This is a genomic window from Nostoc sp. LEGE 12447, assembly GCF_015206985.1.
Lineage (GTDB): Bacteria > Cyanobacteriota > Cyanobacteriia > Cyanobacteriales > Nostocaceae > Nostoc.
The window spans coordinates 1-18,253 of sequence record NZ_JADEXT010000007.1 but is presented as its reverse complement, the minus strand read 5'-3'; the positions used below and the strand labels follow the sequence as shown (position 1 = coordinate 18,253).

15 protein-coding genes are annotated in these 18,253 nt (G+C 39.1%); all 15 read left to right on the top strand.

Annotation, left to right across the window (positions count from 1 at the left end; translation table 11 throughout):
• Positions 1-18: 18 nt before the first annotated feature.
• Positions 19-1,347 (top strand): glycosyltransferase family 4 protein, encoded by a 1,329-nt coding sequence (locus IQ274_RS10575; RefSeq protein ID WP_194142214.1) that lies wholly within the window; start codon positions 19-21, stop codon positions 1,345-1,347.
• A 2-nt stretch (positions 1,348-1,349) separates the two neighbouring features.
• Positions 1,350-2,315, top strand: coding sequence for a glycosyltransferase family 2 protein (locus IQ274_RS10570; protein ID WP_194142213.1), 966 nt, complete (start codon positions 1,350-1,352; stop codon positions 2,313-2,315).
• Between the two features lie 125 nt (positions 2,316-2,440).
• Complete coding sequence (locus IQ274_RS10565) at positions 2,441-3,415, top strand: glycosyltransferase family 2 protein (RefSeq protein WP_194142212.1); 975 nt, start codon at positions 2,441-2,443, stop codon at positions 3,413-3,415.
• Positions 3,416-3,480: 65 nt separating this feature from the next.
• On the top strand, positions 3,481-4,590 hold the full coding sequence (locus tag IQ274_RS10560; RefSeq protein WP_194142211.1) for a glycosyltransferase: 1,110 nt from the start codon (positions 3,481-3,483) through the stop codon (positions 4,588-4,590).
• 286 nt (positions 4,591-4,876) lie between these two features.
• Positions 4,877-5,905, top strand: coding sequence for a glycosyltransferase (locus IQ274_RS10555; RefSeq protein WP_194142210.1), 1,029 nt, complete (start codon positions 4,877-4,879; stop codon positions 5,903-5,905).
• 10 nt (positions 5,906-5,915) lie between these two features.
• Positions 5,916-6,728, top strand: coding sequence for an FkbM family methyltransferase (locus IQ274_RS10550; protein WP_194142209.1), 813 nt, complete (start codon positions 5,916-5,918; stop codon positions 6,726-6,728).
• Between the two features lie 13 nt (positions 6,729-6,741).
• Positions 6,742-8,079: a glycosyltransferase gene (locus IQ274_RS10545; RefSeq protein ID WP_194142208.1), complete on the top strand. Its 1,338-nt coding sequence runs from the start codon at positions 6,742-6,744 to the stop codon at positions 8,077-8,079.
• Positions 8,076-9,584: a hypothetical protein gene (locus tag IQ274_RS10540; protein WP_194142207.1), complete on the top strand. Its 1,509-nt coding sequence runs from the start codon at positions 8,076-8,078 to the stop codon at positions 9,582-9,584. The genes IQ274_RS10545 and IQ274_RS10540 overlap by 4 nt, the downstream gene beginning before the upstream one ends.
• Positions 9,585-9,587: 3 nt before the next feature.
• Positions 9,588-10,793 (top strand): glycosyltransferase family 4 protein, encoded by a 1,206-nt coding sequence (locus IQ274_RS10535; protein ID WP_194142206.1) that lies wholly within the window; start codon positions 9,588-9,590, stop codon positions 10,791-10,793.
• A 59-nt stretch (positions 10,794-10,852) separates the two neighbouring features.
• On the top strand, positions 10,853-12,010 hold the full coding sequence (locus IQ274_RS10530; protein ID WP_194142205.1) for a glycosyltransferase: 1,158 nt from the start codon (positions 10,853-10,855) through the stop codon (positions 12,008-12,010).
• Between the two features lie 313 nt (positions 12,011-12,323).
• Positions 12,324-14,123, top strand: a complete 1,800-nt coding sequence (gene asnB, locus IQ274_RS10525; RefSeq protein ID WP_194142204.1) for an asparagine synthase (glutamine-hydrolyzing) — start codon at positions 12,324-12,326, stop codon at positions 14,121-14,123.
• An 86-nt stretch (positions 14,124-14,209) separates the two neighbouring features.
• Positions 14,210-15,403, top strand: coding sequence for a glycosyltransferase (locus tag IQ274_RS10520; protein WP_194142203.1), 1,194 nt, complete (start codon positions 14,210-14,212; stop codon positions 15,401-15,403).
• A 251-nt stretch (positions 15,404-15,654) separates the two neighbouring features.
• Positions 15,655-16,422: a glycosyltransferase family 2 protein gene (locus tag IQ274_RS10515; RefSeq protein WP_190962382.1), complete on the top strand. Its 768-nt coding sequence runs from the start codon at positions 15,655-15,657 to the stop codon at positions 16,420-16,422.
• Positions 16,423-16,690: 268 nt separating this feature from the next.
• Positions 16,691-17,230 (top strand): WcaF family extracellular polysaccharide biosynthesis acetyltransferase, encoded by a 540-nt coding sequence (locus tag IQ274_RS10510; protein ID WP_194142202.1) that lies wholly within the window; start codon positions 16,691-16,693, stop codon positions 17,228-17,230.
• A gap of 569 nt (positions 17,231-17,799) precedes the next feature.
• Positions 17,800-18,253 (top strand): carbohydrate-binding protein (locus tag IQ274_RS10505; protein ID WP_194142201.1); only part of this gene is annotated, 454 nt, incomplete at its 3' end.

Here is an 18,253-nt window from a genome sequence, read left to right as displayed (position 1 = left end):
TGGAAGTTAAATTAATTTATGAGGCTACTTTTTATCATCCCTGAATATCCTCCCCATTCTGGGGGTGGTATTGCTACTTTTTATAGCAACACATTGCCAGAGATTGTTGCTCAGGGTCATCAAGTTGATGTTTTAGTAGGAAGTGCCTTTACATCCAAATTGCCAAATTATCAGAAAGATGGTGTTAACGTTGAGTTTTTAAATGAAAACTTAATCTCGTCCAATTTATACAAGTTCAACCGTTACCAAGCCATCCCAGAATTTCAACGCCATTTAGCAGCAGCTTGGACTGCTTGGGAACAGGTAAATGAAGGTCAGGGTTATGACTTAGTGGAAACAACAGATTGGGGTATGCTGTTTGCTCCCTGGATAATATCAGCAAAAAGTCCACCTACTGTTGTGCAACTTCACGCCAGTATTGGTCAAATAGATTTTCACGATCCCCAAGTTGATAGCCAACTGCAAGGCAATTTAGTTCGCTTATTAGAAGTAAACTTACTCTCAGTTGCAGATCAATTACAGACCTACAGTCAATCTAATGCTCAAGCCTGGAAACAACTAATTGGGAGAGATGTTAGCTATATTCCTCCGGCTATGCCGCTTGTACCTAATATTCAACCATTCAAAAAATCTGCTCATGGTTTAGTAGTAGGAAGGATTCAATACTGGAAAGGCACAACAATTGTTTGTGAAGCTTTGCGATTATTAGGAGAAAAGGCACCCATAATAGATTGGATTGGTCGTGATACAACTTATCGTGATTCCAACACTTCTATGGCTGCTTATCTTGCCCAGACTTATCCCGATATTTGGGGAAACAAGGCACAGCCACTCGGCACTTTCTCACCAGAAGAAACTCGCCAACTTCAAGCAATGGCAAAGTTTATAATTGTACCGTCTATTTGGGACGTATTTAACTACACATGTGTAGAAGGAATGGCACAAGGACAGACTGTATTGTGTTCCCTGGGTGCTGGTGCAGCAGATTTGATTACTGATGAAGTAAACGGGCTAACGTTCACAGCAGGCGATGCCCAAAGTTTAGCCAATAGCTTGGATATTTTACTGAGTTGGAGTCAAGCAAAGCAAGAAAAAATTGGCAAAGCTGCTCAAGAGACTATACAAACTTTCCTTAATCCCAAACTTATTGCTCAACAAAGACTGGAAGTTTATGAGAAACTGATTAAACATGGCAGACATTCCATTTCCCCCAACTCTTGGTTAATTGAAGCTGTTTCCCCTCAAAAATCTTTAGAAAAACCTTTAGCATTTCTAGATCGCCTACCTTTACGGGAGTTAGCAAACTATTTGCTAGAACGCAGTCTTAAAAAATTGGTAAAACGCTAGCCATGAGCCATCCTTCTTTAGCACTATGTATTCCTGCATACAACGCTACAGCTTACTTACCTCGATTACTTAAGTCTGCTTTAGCTCAAACAATCCAATTTGATGAAATATGGGTGTACGACGATTGCAGTACAGATGAAACAGGAAAAATTGCCGCAGAGTTTGGGGCAAAGGTGATTAGAGGTGAGATAAATCGTGGCTGTTCTCATGGTAAGAATGTCTTAGCAGCGCAAACAACTTGTGAGTGGATTCATTTTCATGATGCCGATGATGCTTTATATCCTAATTTTGTAGAACAAGCTCATCAATGGATGGCGTTAGAGAATCCGCCAGATGTTGTGCTATTCAATTATGAATGGCGACGGGATGATACTGGAGAGTTGCTCGGCATTTACAAGTTTGATGATGCTGAATTGAGACGAGATCCGATCGCATACACAATTCAAAAACAAATTAATCCCTTCTGTGGGTTGTATCGTCGTTCGGCGTACTTGCAAGCGGGTGGTTATGACACTGATCCATTAGTACTTTACAATGAGGATGTAGCATTCCATTGTCGGATGGCGATCGCAGGTTTAAAATTTGCGGCTGAACCGACAACTACAATCATTAATTACTATCGAGCTAATTCTATGTCCTCTGCTAACCAAATTAAATGTGCCCAAGCACAATTTCATGTTATGCGGAAGGTATCTGAATCTCTCAAAGGGGAATACTCTGATGAAATTTCTCAAAAACTTTGGGGAATTGCTGGAGTTTCTGCTGCTTATTTAGACTGGAACACTGCTGATAGCTGTGTGAATCTAGCTTTCTCCCTCCACAGTAAAACTCCTAATAATTTAAGTGCTTTATTCCGGCTATTGTGTAATTTTAATCCTTATTTTGCCATTCGCTTTAGAGAATGGTTAATCAGATTCCTTAAGCCACAGCTTCGCCAGCAAATAATCACTGGGTCTGAGAGACTCTAAATTTGTTGCTGGATGTGGATTGGCAAGATTTTACGGGCTATCTAATAGTTTTAGTAGGTAATGCTCAAGAATCAGTTAGGAATCAGCATTTCGCTCTTTAGAATTGGCTACAAATAACAATTAAAATGTCAATAAGTCCATTAGTCTCAATACTCATACCTGTTTACAATGCCGAGCCATATCTGCGAGAAACTTTAGACTCAGCTCTAAATCAAACTTGGCGAAATCTAGAAATAATATTAGTTGATGATGGCTCTAAAGATGACAGCTTGGCGATAGCTAAAAGCTACGAATCAAAGGGTGTAAAAGTGATTTCTCAAGGTCAAAATAAAGGACAAACGGCTGCTTTAAATAGATGTTTGGCAGAAGCAAAGGGCGACTTTATTCAATACCTTGATGCTGATGACATTTTAGAACCACAAAAAATTGAAGTACAAATTAAGCGTCTTTTAGAAGAACCTAGCGGTACTCTGGCGATCGCACCCTGGGCAAGATTTTATCAAAATGATTTGTCAACCGCTAAATTTGTACCCAACAACGACTGGTGCGACTTTGATGATCCCATCGCTTGGCTGGTGGAATGTTGGACAGGTCACGGAACAATGCCCCCAAGCTCTTGGCTATATCCACGAGAAATTATTGACAAGACTGGCTTATGGCATGAGGAACTAACACTGAATAATGACATGGAATATTTTACAAGAGCCGTACTTGCCAGTAGGCGCTTAGTTTTTTGCCCTGAAGCTAAATGGTACTATCGCTCAGGAAACCCTAGCTTAAGTGGACAACGCTCTGAAAAAGCCTTGTGGTCTCAATATGAAGTCATTCGACTCAGTACAGAACGATTATTAAGCGTTGAAAATAGCGATCGCACACGTTATGCCACTGCTTGCGCTTGGCAATACTTTGTTTTTCTTGCTTATCATCGTTTACCAGAGTTAGTGCAATATGCAGAGAAGAAAATTACTGAACTTGGCGGTTGTGATCTCAAGCCAGACGGTGGCTCACTATTTAGAGTCTTGAGAGATATTTTTGGTTGGAAGGCTGCAATGAATTTGCAAAGATTTTACTATCGATATCGCTATCAAATAAATTATTGAATAGTTTATTAACTCCAGTGTAGTCATTTTTATAATTTTAATTGCTATAAAAAAGAGGAAATCACTTGTCAGACAAAACAAAGAAAGGTCTTTTTGTAACTTTTTCCGTCTATGTTAATAGTGCTTTTGGTGGAGTGCAGCGCTGCACAAAGGAATATCAAGAAGTTATTGAAGCGGCAGGATGGAGCTTAGAAGTTTTAGCGTATGAAATAGATCGCCGATGGCAGGCGAGAATTTTCCGCAAACTTAAACCATCGAGCTTTTATAATCGCATTCCGCAGTCTTTTATTGATGCCTTAATTGCACAAGTTCAATCAAAACATATTCCTTACGTATTTCTCAATCAAGTGGATGCGTTATGTATTGCACCATACTTAAAAAGTGCCGTACCAGATGTCAAGATTGTCTTGTTATCTCATGGGGCGCAATTTGTCGATGATTTTCTGGCAGCGCAGAATCAGACTTCAATATCTTCAAGGAAGCGATCGCACCTAGCTAATACAATTCTTGATGAGATGCAACTTAGGCAACATATAGATCATGTATTTACATTAAGTGAGCAAGAAGTCGCATTTGAGCGTTGGCTAGGCGCAAAGTCCGTAAGTTGGCTGCCTCGCATTATTTCACCAAAGCCTCTAGACTGGAAACCGATTGCTGGTCGTGCAGGGTTTGTTGGCACATTAGATCATCAACCAAACTATGAAGGACTGCTAAGTATCTTGACTAACTTGCAAACTAGGAAAGATTTTGAAGGAACTATCAGAATAGTCAGTAGTTCAAAAGAACTTGGCAGATATTTAGAAGAGCGGTTTCATTTCGTTAAATATCTAGGTCGCCTTGATAACGAAGACCTTAAAAATGAAGCATCAACTTGGACATGGTTCATTCATCCTTTATTTATATGGTCTCGCGGCTGTAGCACTAAGCTAGCCGATGCGCTGGAGTGGCAAATACCTGTCCTAACCACTGAAGTAGGTTGTAGAGGATACACATGGCAAAAAGGCAATGTGATTAAATTCGATGCAATAAACGAGTATTCTTCTTATTTATGTGGCAAGGACTCAGAATATGATATATCTTTAGTCAGACAAAAACTAATCCTAGCCTCAGAAACATCTCCTTCTGTTCTTGATGTCGCTGCACTAGCTAAACTAGCTTTGAACAAAATAAGCTAATCGGCATTTTAATTTTTGGGCTGAGTCCCTAACAGCAATGGCTTCATAGCGATCATCTTACAATTTTGATGCGTGACAGATGCTCGTAAAAAAAACTAGTCATTATCTAAAGTTATGAATAATTTTTTAACATCATTAAAAGAAGAAATTAAAAATCAAATCTATAAAAGAGGATGGATAGTTTGTAAACTCAAGAGGTTGTCAACAGGTGTAGATATTTCCGCAGATTTCATTTTTTACCACGTCATAGTTCTCTAAATATCTGATAAACGTTGGGCAACCTAAAATGCGTATTCTACTCACTGCCGATCCTGAACTACCAGTACCACCAAAATTGTATGGTGGTATTGAGCGCATTGTTGATTTATTGGTTACAGGATTACAAACTCGTGGTAACACCGTGGGACTAGTTGCTCACCCTGACTCAACCTCAAAAGTAACTAAATTCTTTCCTTGGCCGGGGAAGCGATCGCAAAACAAATTTGATGCGTTGCAGAATACAATCACCCTAGGGTCAGCAGTAAAGAAGTTTCAGCCCGACATTATCCATAGTTTCTCTCGCATCCTCTATTTATTACCTCTGTTACCATCTAGCCTCCCCAAGGTGATGTCTTATCAGCGAGATCCCAACCATCGCACCACTCGCTGGGGTACAAAGCTTGCTAAGGGTTCTCTGACCTTTACAGGTTGTAGTGATTATATTTGTAGCATCGGACGAACTGCCGGGGGAGTTTGGCATACCATCCACAACTGTGTGGAACTAGAAAAATACACTTTCCAACCACAGGTAGCTCCCGATGCACCACTGGTATTTCTCGGCAGAGTAGAGCAGATTAAAGGAGCGCATAATGCGATCGCTATTGCTAAAAAAACTGGACGCAGCTTAATCATTGCTGGTAATCACGCCACAACTGGGGAAGCAGGTCAATACTGGCAACAACAAATTCTCCCTCACTTGGGAAAAGATGGAATTGAGTATGTTGGGCCTGTCAACGATGCTCAGAAAAATGATCTATTAGGACAAGCTGCTGCCATGATTGTACCAATTGAATGGGAAGAACCTTTTGGTATTGTCTTTGCTGAAGCCTTGGCTTGTGGTACTCCTGTAATTTCCTGTCCCAGAGGTGCATTGCCAGAGATTGTGCGTCAAGGTATTGACGGTTACTTAATTAACAGTATTGACGAAGCAGTTGTTGCTGTTAACCAATTACTAAATATTGATCGTTATCAATGTCGTCAACGGGCTGAAAAACATTTTTCAGCTTCTGTTATTTTAGATCAGTACGAAAAACTTTATCATAACCTTTTGTTTTAGTTAAAAGAAGATGAGCATACAAACAATTTCTTTACCTTTACCTCTAACTTGGATACAAGCGCTGGATTTTAAACATAAATTGGGAATTTGCGAACGATTGTTTGGTGAGGCGATCGCATTAAAAGGCATTTGTTGGGTGGAAACCGGAGCAGGAATTCCCTGGAAGCTTGATTTGACAAATTCCACCCATCGCTGGATTGTTTATGGCAAATATGAAGGAGCAGCATTTCTAAACTGGGCGAAAAAATTTCTCCCTAGCGATGGTATTGTTGTAGACTCAGGTGCAAATATCGGCCAAATGTTAATGTACTTAGCTCAGTGGCTACCGCAAGGTAAAATACTAGCATTTGAACCCGGTACTGAAGCAGGCAACTGGCTAAAAGAATGTTTAGCAATTAACACCACTCTGCCCGTAGAAATAATTAAGGCAGGACTTGGTGCATCTCTGGCTCAATTACGTCTCAACCATATTGGAGATAGCTTGGGACATGGTGCTTGGAGCCAAATATCTGAAACTGAAGGTGAAAAAATTCAGATAGTACGTCTAGAAGACGAATTAGCTGCACGTTCTATTACAACAGTAGATTTGTGGAAGTTGGATGTAGAAGGTTATGAAATTTCAGCCTTACAGGGTGCAGAAGCATTTTTAAAGGAGCAACGGATAAAAGCTATTTACGCAGAGATGATAGATGAAAATGGGCAGCGAATTCGAGATTATCTTACTCAGTTTGGCTATAGCTGTTACCTGTTTGACTCACGAGGTAAAATATATTCTCCAAGTCAATTGCCAAGTCATACTAACGGACTTTTCCTGCCTAATTAAATTGTAATATGCAATGTATCCTAGTTTAAAGCGTAAAGTTTTAATCATCAGTCCCCACTTCCCGCCCATTAATGCCCCCGATCATCAACGGGTAAGAATGTCTTTACCCTACATGGAACAATTTGGTTGGGAAGCTCACGTTCTCACGGTTCAACCAGACTATGTTGCAGGTATTCAAGACTCTCTACTAGCGAAAACAATTCCCGATCGCATCCCTGTAACTTATACAAAGGCATTACCTCTGCAACAAACTCAGCGTATTGGCTTAGGTAGCCTGGGTATACGAAGTTTTCCCTATTTACTCAAGGCAGGCGATCGCTTACTTCAGCAAACAAAATTTGATTTAATATACTTTTCAACAACTGTATTTATCACAATGGCTCTGGGTACCCGATGGTATCGCCGCTTCCGCATACCTTACGTCTTAGACTTTCAAGATCCCTGGTTAAGCGATTACTACAAACAGACAAACACACCTCCACCAGGGGGACGCTGGAAATATGGGTTTTCTCAACTCCAAGCAAAACTGCTGGAACCCAGAGCTATGAGCAAAGTCAGTCATGTCATTAGCGTATCACCAGCCTATCCAAAAACTCTACAACAGCGATATCCACATTTGCTTTCAGAACAATTTACTGTTTTACCCTTTGGTGCGCCTGAGCCTGATTTTGAGCAACTACCCTACCTCAATATTCAACAAAAAATATTTAATCCTCATGATGGTAAACGTCATTGGGTTTACGTAGGTCGAGGTGGTAACGATATGGCTTTGGCACTGCGGACTCTATTTCTCGGCATCCAGTCAGAGCGTCGCCATCACCCTGAAAAATGGCAAGCAGTTGAATTACATTTTGTAGGTACTAGTTATGCACCAGGAAATCGCGCTGTCAAAACCGTAGAGCCGATTGCTCAAGAATTAGGTGTTGCCGACTTAGTTCGAGAACATGTCCATCGTATTCCTTACTTTGAAGCCCTACAAGTTCTTGTCGATAGCGATGCTATTCTAATGATTGGTTCTGATGACCCAGACTATACCGCTTCTAAACTCTATCCTTGCATTCTAGCCCGCAAACCCGTTCTGGCCATTTTTCACCAGCAAAGTTCTGTAGTCAATATATTACAGAGTTGCCAAGCTGGTAAATCTGTAACCTTCACTTCCCAAAACAAACCAGAAGATTTGCTCCCCAAGATAGTTGACCAGCTCAATTGGTTATTATCTATCCCAAAAGGTTATAAACCAGAAACTAACTGGTCTGCTTTTCAAGCTTATACCGCTAGAGAAATGACTAAAAAGCAATGTAGTATATTTGACAATTGTCTTACTAATGCCAAAATTAACAAATCATTATGAACGGATACTTTGAGTCTAATCCTCAACCTTGGGAATACTTTCCTCGCCCCCCAAAGAAAAAACAAGATCAGCTATTGAGAGTATTTTGGATAATCGCTTTAGGGCTTTTTGCTTTTGAAATCTTCTTCAATGAAAATACCTCTTTACTTAGTAAAGCTGGAGCAATATTGATTACCATTGCTTCTCTAGTACCTAGCTATCTTTGGTGTTCAGGTCGGGCTCATGGAATGCCTATCTTCCCATTCTTTGCTCTCACTTTCCTTTGGACTTATGCCTTACCACTTGTCAGTAATCATCCAACCGTTATTACTTATTCTCCCAGTAGCCATTTGTTTGCTGGTCTGACGGTCGCTGGATTTCTAGGACTAGGAACCTTAGTCTGGTTCCGATTTGTCAAATCTATTCCTCCAATGCCTAAGTTTTATCGGAGTTTGAACATTCGTAAAGGCATTAACTTTTTCTTATTTATATTGATAACCAGTGTTTTATTTAATGTATATAGTAATGCTGGCTGGCTTGAATCTATTAATGGAGGAACAATTGCTGTAGTGCGCGGTACAATTTTAGGATTAACCGCACTAGGTGTTTTTGTCCTTTCTTATCAATTAGGAAAAAAAGAATTATCAAAATTACAGTCTAGATTGTTTATATTATTTCTAATTGCCAATTTAGTGACAAGTACAGTTACATTGCTGCTTGTCTCTGCTTCTAGTATCGCTTTGCTCGCTATAATTTCCTTTGTTATTTCTCGGAAAAAACTACCTATAATATCAATTATAATTCTTCTGGTTATATTGAATTTTTTGCACTATGGCAAATCCGAGATGAGATCGAAGTATTGGTTTGCTAAAAATAGCTCTTGTTATGTTCAACCCTGGAATTATCCTGCTTGGTATTCTGAATGGATAGGCTATTCACTAACTTATATAAATAGAAATAAGAGTGAAGATAATTTACCTAGTAATTCCGAAGAAAAAGCTTCTTTTGTTGAACGATCTAGTGTAATCCAAATGCTACTTTTAGCTCAGGACAAGAGTCCCGATAGAATACCTTATTTATACGGAGCGACCTATGCAATTTTACCCGAACTTTTAGTCCCTCGGATATTAAACTCTAATAAAATCAGGTCTCATGAAGGTACAAGCATTTTAAACGTACACTATAAACTACAGACATACGAACAAAGTGTGAAAACTACTATTGGCTGGGGTTTGCTAGCTGAATCCTATGCCAATTTTGGATTAATTGGCTGTGGAGGACTGGCTATTATTTTGGGTGCAGCTTATGGAAAAGCAACTCGTTGGAGTATGAATGCTCCAATTTTATCATTCCAGTCTCTGTTTGCTGTACTGATGATGTCATACTCCTTCCAATCTGAATTTTCTGCCGGAGTATATGTTGCTGCTTTATTTCAATCAAGCACAACAATTGCTGGTATTTCGTTAGTTTTGATGAAAAAGCAGCGGGTTTCACGACATGCTTTTCAGGGGGGACAAATGAATTAAATTATGAATACGATAAAACTGGCAATTATCACATCTCACCCAATACAATACTACGCACCTTGGTTTCGTTACCTGGCTAGTGCTGGTGATTTGCAGATTAAGGTATTTTACTTGTGGAACTTCGGTGTTACATATCAGATTGATACAGGCTTCCAGCAAGCCCTACAGTGGGATATTCCCCTCTTAGATGGATATGAATACGAGTTTGTACCAAATGTTAGTTATAAACCAGGAGTTGATCATTTTTGGGGGTTACAAAATCCATCTTTAATCTCACAAGTGAAAGCTTATAATCCTGATGCAGTCCTCTTGATGACCTACAACTACGCTAGCATCTATAAATTTCTCTGGAAATGGAATTCATCTGAGATACCATTGCTATTTAGAGGTGATTCCCATCGACTACTACAGCCTAGTGGAATTAAAGCATGGGCGCGTCAGCAGTTTATTACCCAGATTTATCGCCGCTTTGCTGCTTGCCTCTATGTAGGTAAAGCTAATTATGGCTACTTTCAATATCATGGTGTACCCAGTAATCATCTATTTTTTTCTCCCCATGCTGTTGATAACGATCGCTTTTTTACTCAAGCTGAGAGTGCCAAACACCAGGCAACTATATGGAAACAAGAATTAGGTATCCCATCGGATCATGCAGTGATTCTATTTGCAGGTAAATTTGAATCCAAAAAACGTCCTTTGGATTTGCTACAAGCTTTTTTGGCAGCAACCCTGTCTCAAGTATCACTACTATTCGTCGGTGCAGGTTCTTTAGAAGCAGATTTAAAAACCGCAGCCGCCCATCATTCAAATATCTATTTTGCTCCTTTTCAAAATCAAAGCTTGATGCCTCGCACCTATGCTATTGCTGATTTAGTTGTGTTGCCCAGTTACGGCGCTTCAGAAACTTGGGGACTGGCAATTAACGAAGCAATGTGCTTATCTCGCCCAGTAATTGTCAGCAGCCACGTGGGTTGTGCCCAAGATTTGATTCATCACAAACACAATGGGCTTGTATTTCCGGCTGGTAATGTATCAGCTTTAGCCAGTAGCCTGCAAGACGCATTTTCTGATTGCCAGCGTTTGCGGCGCTGGGGAGAGGAAAGCCAAAAAATTGTGTCTCAATACAGCTATACTCATGCAAGCAAGGGTTTAAAACAGGCGCTTGATTATGTATGTCGCGCCAAGCAAGGAGAAGTTACAGCTAAATAAATAAAAAACTTATCTAAAAAGTTTCCTACCCTGAATTTGCTGATAGTTAATAACAAAAAGTGAGTAAGAAAAACTTTAGTAAACATAACCAACACTATCATCTCTGGTTTCCTGGCCTATTCAACTCAACAGGTGGAATTGAATGTTACTCTTCTTTGTGTTTAAAAGCATTTGAAAGTCTCTACCCCGATTGTGCTTACGATGTTGTAATTAAGCACGATACAAATGTGCCATCCAAGTCACCCAATTTGTGTTTTCATGCAACCGGTAATTGGCCTTTATCCCTACGTACTCCAATACTTGCAGCGCAAATGATTGGTCTTGGTCTTTGGCAACGACCAAAACTCATCTTTTCTACTCATCTCAACTTTAGTGTGATAGCGTACCTATTGAAACGATTAATTGGCATTCCCTATTGGGTTGCAGCGCATGGAATCGAAGCCTGGGACATCCAAAATCCTACCCTTAAAAAAGCCCTCAAGAATGCTGACTTAATTTTAGCCGTTAGTAATTACACTCGCGATCGCCTACTCAAAGAACAAAATCTCCAGCCAGATCGAGTTGTTGTGCTGCCTAATACTTTCACTCCTAATCGCTTTAGGATTGCACCCAAACCAGATTATCTCCTTCAAAGATATGGCTTAAATGCACAACAACCAATTATTCTTACTGTGGCTCGGCTTTCTCAATCAGAGCAATACAAAGGCTATAATAAAATCCTTAGCGTCTTACCCCAAATTCGTCAAGCTATCCCAAATGTACACTATGTTATAGTCGGTAAGGGAACTGACCGACCAGCGGTTGAACGGTTAATTGCCGAATCTCAACTTCAAGATTGTGTAACCTTAACTGGCTACGTTCCTGACCGAGAACTGGGAGATTATTATAATCTTTGCGATCTGTTTGCTATGCCAAGTAGAGGTGAAGGATTTGGTATTGTTTACCTAGAAGCCCTGGCCTGTGGTAAACCTACTTTGGCAGGGAATAAAGATGGAAGTGTTGATGCTCTATGTCAAGGAGAATTAGGCGTACTGATTGACCCTGATGATGTAGAAGCGATCGCTGAAGCTATAATTCAAATCCTCCAAGGTAAATATTCTAACCCTCTAATATATCAACCCGAAGAATTAAGAAAGCGGGTAATTGATAAATTTGGTTTTGAACGCTTTCAACAACGCCTTAATTATTACTTAGAAAAGCAGTTTTCCCAAACTTGATATTGTGTCTTTGCTATTGAATAGAATGAATTTTACATAAAAGTAAGTAAATGATGGTAATTTAAGGTGAGCTTCCAAAGAACAGCCTTCGTTATGCCTTAAGGAAAACAATCAAGTTTCCTAAAAGTTTGAAGATTCAAAAACTTCTTTCCAGAGCTTGCTTTTCTAAGAAACTTATGCGAATCCATAGGTACCTCTGTCGTACAAAGAGTAGCTAGCGTCAAGAAAGATTGTAGATTCTTTGCCGCTAAATTAAGCTAATCTACTATTACTTTGCATATTTATATTTTCTGTATTTCTTAAGAGGTCTTAAATGTGTGGTATTGCCGGAATTTTAACTAAAACAGAAATAAATCAGGATCTGGCAAATTTGGTGCTAAAGATGCAAAATGCTATTAAGCACCGTGGCCCAGATGATTTAGGTACTTATATATCAGAGGATCGACGAGTAGCCCTTGCTCATACTCGTCTGTCAATTTTAGATCTCAGCCCTGCTGGACATCAGCCAATGTCTACACCTGATGGTCGGTACTGGATTACTTTCAATGGTGAAATTTATAACTTTTCACAACTGCGGCAAAATCTCATTTCTCAAGGAGAGCAGTTCCAGTCCCAAACAGATACTGAAGTTATCCTCAAGCTCTATCAAAGAATGGGTTCTAAGTGTTTAGAACATTTAAGAGGTATGTTTGCTTTTGCTATTTGGGATGACTGGGAAAAAACCTGCTTTATGGCTCGCGATCCTTTAGGAATCAAGCCATTATACTATTGGGAATCTGGTTCTACTTTAGTCTTTGCTTCAGAGCTTAAAGCTATCCTTGCATCTCGTTTACCTGCCCTTAACTTGAGTCCAGAAGGATTATATGGCTATCTGGTATATGGTTCAGTTCCAGAACCATATACCCTGATTGCAGATATTCATTGTTTAGCAGCTGGTCATTGGTTGTATTGGCAAGGCGATCATGTCATAAAACAACAGTATTGGCAAATTAACTTTACTCCACAAGCGATTTCACCAAGAGAAGCCCAAGAAAAAGTTCGTAATGCTTTAGTTGATACAATCGAACATCACTTGGTAAGTGATGTGCCTGTTGGCATTTTTCTTAGTGGTGGAATTGACTCTACAGCTATTCTAGCTCTAGCGACAAAGGTGCAGAATAAACAAATATCTACATACTCTATAGCTTTTGAAGAAACCCAATGGAATGAAGGCGAAGTTGCAAAAAAAGTTGCCAATTTATTTGGAGCAAAACATACAGAATATAAAGTTACGGCCTCTGTTGCAAAACAGTTCTTTCCTGAATTCCTACAAGCTATTGATCAGCCCAGTATTGATGGATTTAATACTTTTTTTGTATCACAGATTGCCCACGAAGACGGCATGAAAGTAGTCCTATCTGGGCTAGGTGGAGACGAAATTTTTGGTGGATATAAATCATTTGAAAAAATTCCCCAGATGCTAGCATGGGGTAAAACATTGCAAACAATTCCTGTTCTAGGAAAAAATATAGGTAAAGGATTATCGCGTTGGGGAAAATCACCAAAACTAAAACGCCTGGGTGATTTTTTGGAACAGGCTCCAAGTTCTGCATCTGCCTATTCTGCTTTCAGAGGAATTTTCTCTCACCAAGAAGCATGTGCAATTATGCAGCAGTATATTCCTCATCAACCTTTAACTACTTATATCTTTCCATCAGCCGATACTCATAAAGCAGATTTGACAATAGAAGATGAAGTAAGTTTGTTAGAAATAAGCTGCTATATGCGTAATCAGCTGTTAAGGGATAGTGATGTAATGAGCATGAACTGGGGATTAGAATTACGGGTTCCCCTAGTTGATCGTAATCTATTTGAGGCAGTAGCTTCTATTCCTAGTAATATCCGTTTAGCAATTGGTAAAAAACTATTAATTCAATCAGTTCCTGAATTGCCAGAATGGGTTGTTAACCGTCCTAAAAAAGGATTTTATGTTCCCGTTGACAAGTGGATTTCTGGGGATTTACAAAATCATTTTAATAATGTAAAGGTTCCCGATAATATTTCTCTTACTCATTGGTATCGGCACTGGAGTTTGATGATGTTACAACATTGGCTAGAGCGAACTTATGCCTAAAAAATTGTTCAATTTTAAAGGTAAATTGTGAGGACTGCCAAAAAAAGTTAGATTAATAATTAAAAACCTCACAATTTTGAATAAAAATGAAAATTCTTCATATTATTCCTTCAATAGCATCAGTAAGAGGTGGCCCAAGTCAAGCAGTAATAGAGGTAGTTAAAGCATTAAGAGATGAAAATATTGAAGCAGAAATTGTTACTACTAATGATAATGGTAATGATTTGCTTGATGTACCCCTTGGTAGGCGTATTGAGTACAACCAAGTGCCAGTAAATTTCTTTAAGCGATTTTCTCCTAAAGTTGGCTCCATCAGAGAATTTGCCTTTTCTAGAGAGCTAACTATATGGTTGTGGCAAAATGTTTCTAAGTATGACTTACTACACGTCCACGCTATTTTTTCCTATCCTTCTACAGTAGCAATGGCGATCGCTCGCTTCCAAGGAGTTCCTTACATCGTTCGCCCTTTAGGACAGCTATGTGAATGGTCTTTACAACAAAGCTCTCGCAAAAAGCAAATTTATCTCCAACTCATAGAAAAAGCCAATCTCAATTATAGTAAATCCATACATTTTACCTCAAAGCAAGAACAACAAGAAGCTTCGCAATTAAATCTAAGTTCACCAAGTTTTATTTTACCGCACGGTGTTGATATTCCTAATATTAACCCTAACGCGCGTCAGCATTTGCGGCAATACTTAAACTTACCAGACGATGAACCAATTATTTTATTTTTATCTCGCCTACATCACAAAAAAGGTTTAGAATACCTAATTCCAGCTTTAGGAAAATTATCAGATTATCGCTTTACATTTGTGTTAGCAGGTAGTGGTTCACAAGAATATGAAAGTGAAATTAAATCACTTCTCGTATCCAATGGCATTAAAAACCACACCCATATTACAGGATTTGTTAAGGGAGAAATCAAAGATTTAATAATGCAAGGGTCAGACTTATTTGCTCTCACTTCCTACTCTGAAAACTTTGGGGTAGCAGCTTTAGAAGCTTTAGCTGTCGGTCTTCCAGTCTTACTTACTCCTGGCATTGCTTTAGCTGATCTGGTTGCACAGCAACATCTTGGCTATGTTACAGAACTACAGGTAACTGCGATCGCTGCATCTATACAGCAGGCTCTAGATCATCCTCATGAAGCAAAGGAAATGGGCGATCGCGCCCGTAAATTTATATTAGAAAATTATACTTGGGATCGTATCGCATCAAAACTAATTTCAGTTTATACTGATATCATTGAAAGTCAGACTGTTTCTACTGCCCGTTAAAATAAATGATAAATAATAGGTGATTAAACATATAAATTCAAAGATTACTAACCAATGCGAATACGAATATCAATCTTCCAATCAATCACATCATTATCTTTCTCTCATAAAACCTCTGATGGAGATGATATTGGAATATAATTACAAACATTAAATTTAAGTTTGCAGGTAGATTTACCTTTATTTGGAAATCTATGCTTTTTTCTAGTACTTTACTTGGGAATTGATCTGATTCTGAGAGATTTATTTTTATGCTAAAGCTGATTACTCCTCTTATTCTCACGTATAATGAAGACCCAAATATTGAACGCACACTCCAGCAACTCACTTGGGCAGAGAAAATCATAGTTATTGATAGCTATAGTAGTGATAAAACTCTAGAAATTCTTAACTCCTATCCACAAGTTCATGTATTCCAACAGAAATTTGATACCCATGCTAGGCAGTGGAATTATGGTTTAGAACAAGTTCAGTCGCCGTGGGTGCTTTCTCTAGATGCAGACTATATAGTAACTAATGAGTTAATTTCTGAAATTGCTGCTCTACCGATTGATGGAAAGATTGATGGCTATTTTGCCAGATTCCAGTATTGTGTGTTTGGTAAACCAATGCGTAATTGTATACTTCCACCTCGTCAAGTACTTTTTCGTAAAAGCAAGGCTAAGTACATCGATGATGGACACACACAACTTTTGCAGATGTTTGGTAACTCTGCAACACTTTCTGCCTATATTCACCACGATGATCGCAAACCCCTAAAGCGTTGGTTATGGGCACAGGAGCGTTATATGGTATTGGAAGTAAAAAAATTACTAGAGACTCCTACTAGTGAACTTAGTTTAGGCGATCGCATCCGCAAACAAAAAATTATTGCACCTTTTATAATTTTATTTTATTGCTTGATTATCAAAGGCGGTATTCTAGATGGTTGGCATGGTTGGTACTATGCCTTTCAACGTGTTCTGGCAGAAATACTCTTGAGCATTCGACTTATAGAAGCTGAGAAATTTAAAACTTAATTAGTCAGTAGTTATTAAGAATTTATTTTAATATATTATAAATATTTACAATACTTAGATACATTCAGTAAGCATCAGTAGGAGATTCAGTCCTACAGCTACAAAGGTTGACCACTAAATCTACTATTTGGTGGGGTTTTAAAACCATCTATTCAGCGTTCGACTGAGCCTTGTCGAAATGTCACACCGAAGTCAAAGTCCGCCAGTCGTATAGAATTCATGTTGAATTCTAGCTCATGAATGCTATTTCGATAAATTTAACCACCGTATGCGCCTAAATCAATATACTGTTAACGACTACACTCCAGGAGCACCATACTGGAAGCAACTTCTTTGGTATTTTATTGGATCGCCCTTAGTTGAAACTTATTGGCTACCATTTTCAGTTTTTAAGATTTGGGTACTCCGCAGTTTTGGAGCTAAAGTCGGTCAAGGTGTCCGCATTAAACCTGGAGTGCGGGTAAAATTTCCCTGGCGGTTAGACATTGGTGATTTTGTTTGGATTGGGGAAAATGTATGGATAGATAACCTCGCTTGTGTCACCATTGAAAGCCATGTTTGCCTATCTCAAATGGTCTATCTCTGCACCGGGAATCATGACTGGAATCATCCCGATTTTAAATTAATTGTTGCCCCAATCAATATTCAAGAGGGTAGTTGGATTGCTGCCAAGTCTGTAATTGGGCCAGGGGTCACTGTTGGTCGAGGAGCAGTACTAACATTAGGTGGAGTTACTGGAAAATCGCTACAGTCGATGACCATTTATGCAGGTAATCCGGCTCAACCCATCAAGCAACGAAAGCTTTAATAAGACATATCTTAAAACAGGCAAAGCCTCTGTGCAAAAAGCTTCAAGCAGGCGATCGCAGATTGCACTCTTAACGTAAATTTAAACTGATAATGGTACTTTAAGATATTTTTCGTTGTAAATAGGTCAGAATCTAAGCTTATAAATAATCAGACAAAATTACAAAATTAATTATATATGGTTCTCGAACGGTTTGATCCCTGATATACTCTCTGCGTAGTAACAAAAGAAGGATGCCTAGCCTAGATTAATGAAAAAGTGATAGTCATCACATTTTGAAGTAATCACATTTTCAAAATTTTTCACCCGAATAAATACTGAAGTTGTTAGTTCAATCTCTAATCTATTATCTCTGGCATATTTCAAGAGTCATTAGTAGATGTAGTAACTGGCAGCCTGTTGACTGCGGCTAGTTTGTTTGTGTTTTGTTTTGATTCAGCAACGCCGTTTAATTTCAGAGGATAAATGATGTGAACCCTAAATTAAGCAGATTTTTTCTGCACACTGCTATTACGTTACTGTTACTACTGAGTTTATCCGGCATTAATCATGTATTAAATATTCCGGTTTTGGAGCCACTGAAGGTTGTGGCGGCTACCAGCACATTGACTATTCCGTCGAGCGCGCTGGCACCTTGGCCTGTATTTAAGCGTGTAGATGCTCTCAACTCATCGTTTCGTTCTGGACTAAATACAGCCTGGGGAGACTATTGGGAGCGTAGCGAAGATCCTTTTGATATTGTGTATACAGAGCAAACCCAGGAACTAACCAACACCGCCAATGGTAACTATGCAATATACAACAACCTTGACTTAGGTAGTGGTGTAGAGGCGTTGATGCTGCGTATCGCTTTACCTTCTGGGACAAACAGCGTTGAAGTGCGCTTAGGTTCAGTTAGCGGCTCTGTAGTGGGAAGCTGTACCATCAACAGCACTGGTTCTCTGTCAAACTATCGTACAGTTCCGTGTCCTTTGAATAAGAGCCTTGCAAAAGGAAAACAAAACCTGGTCATTAGGTTTCCAG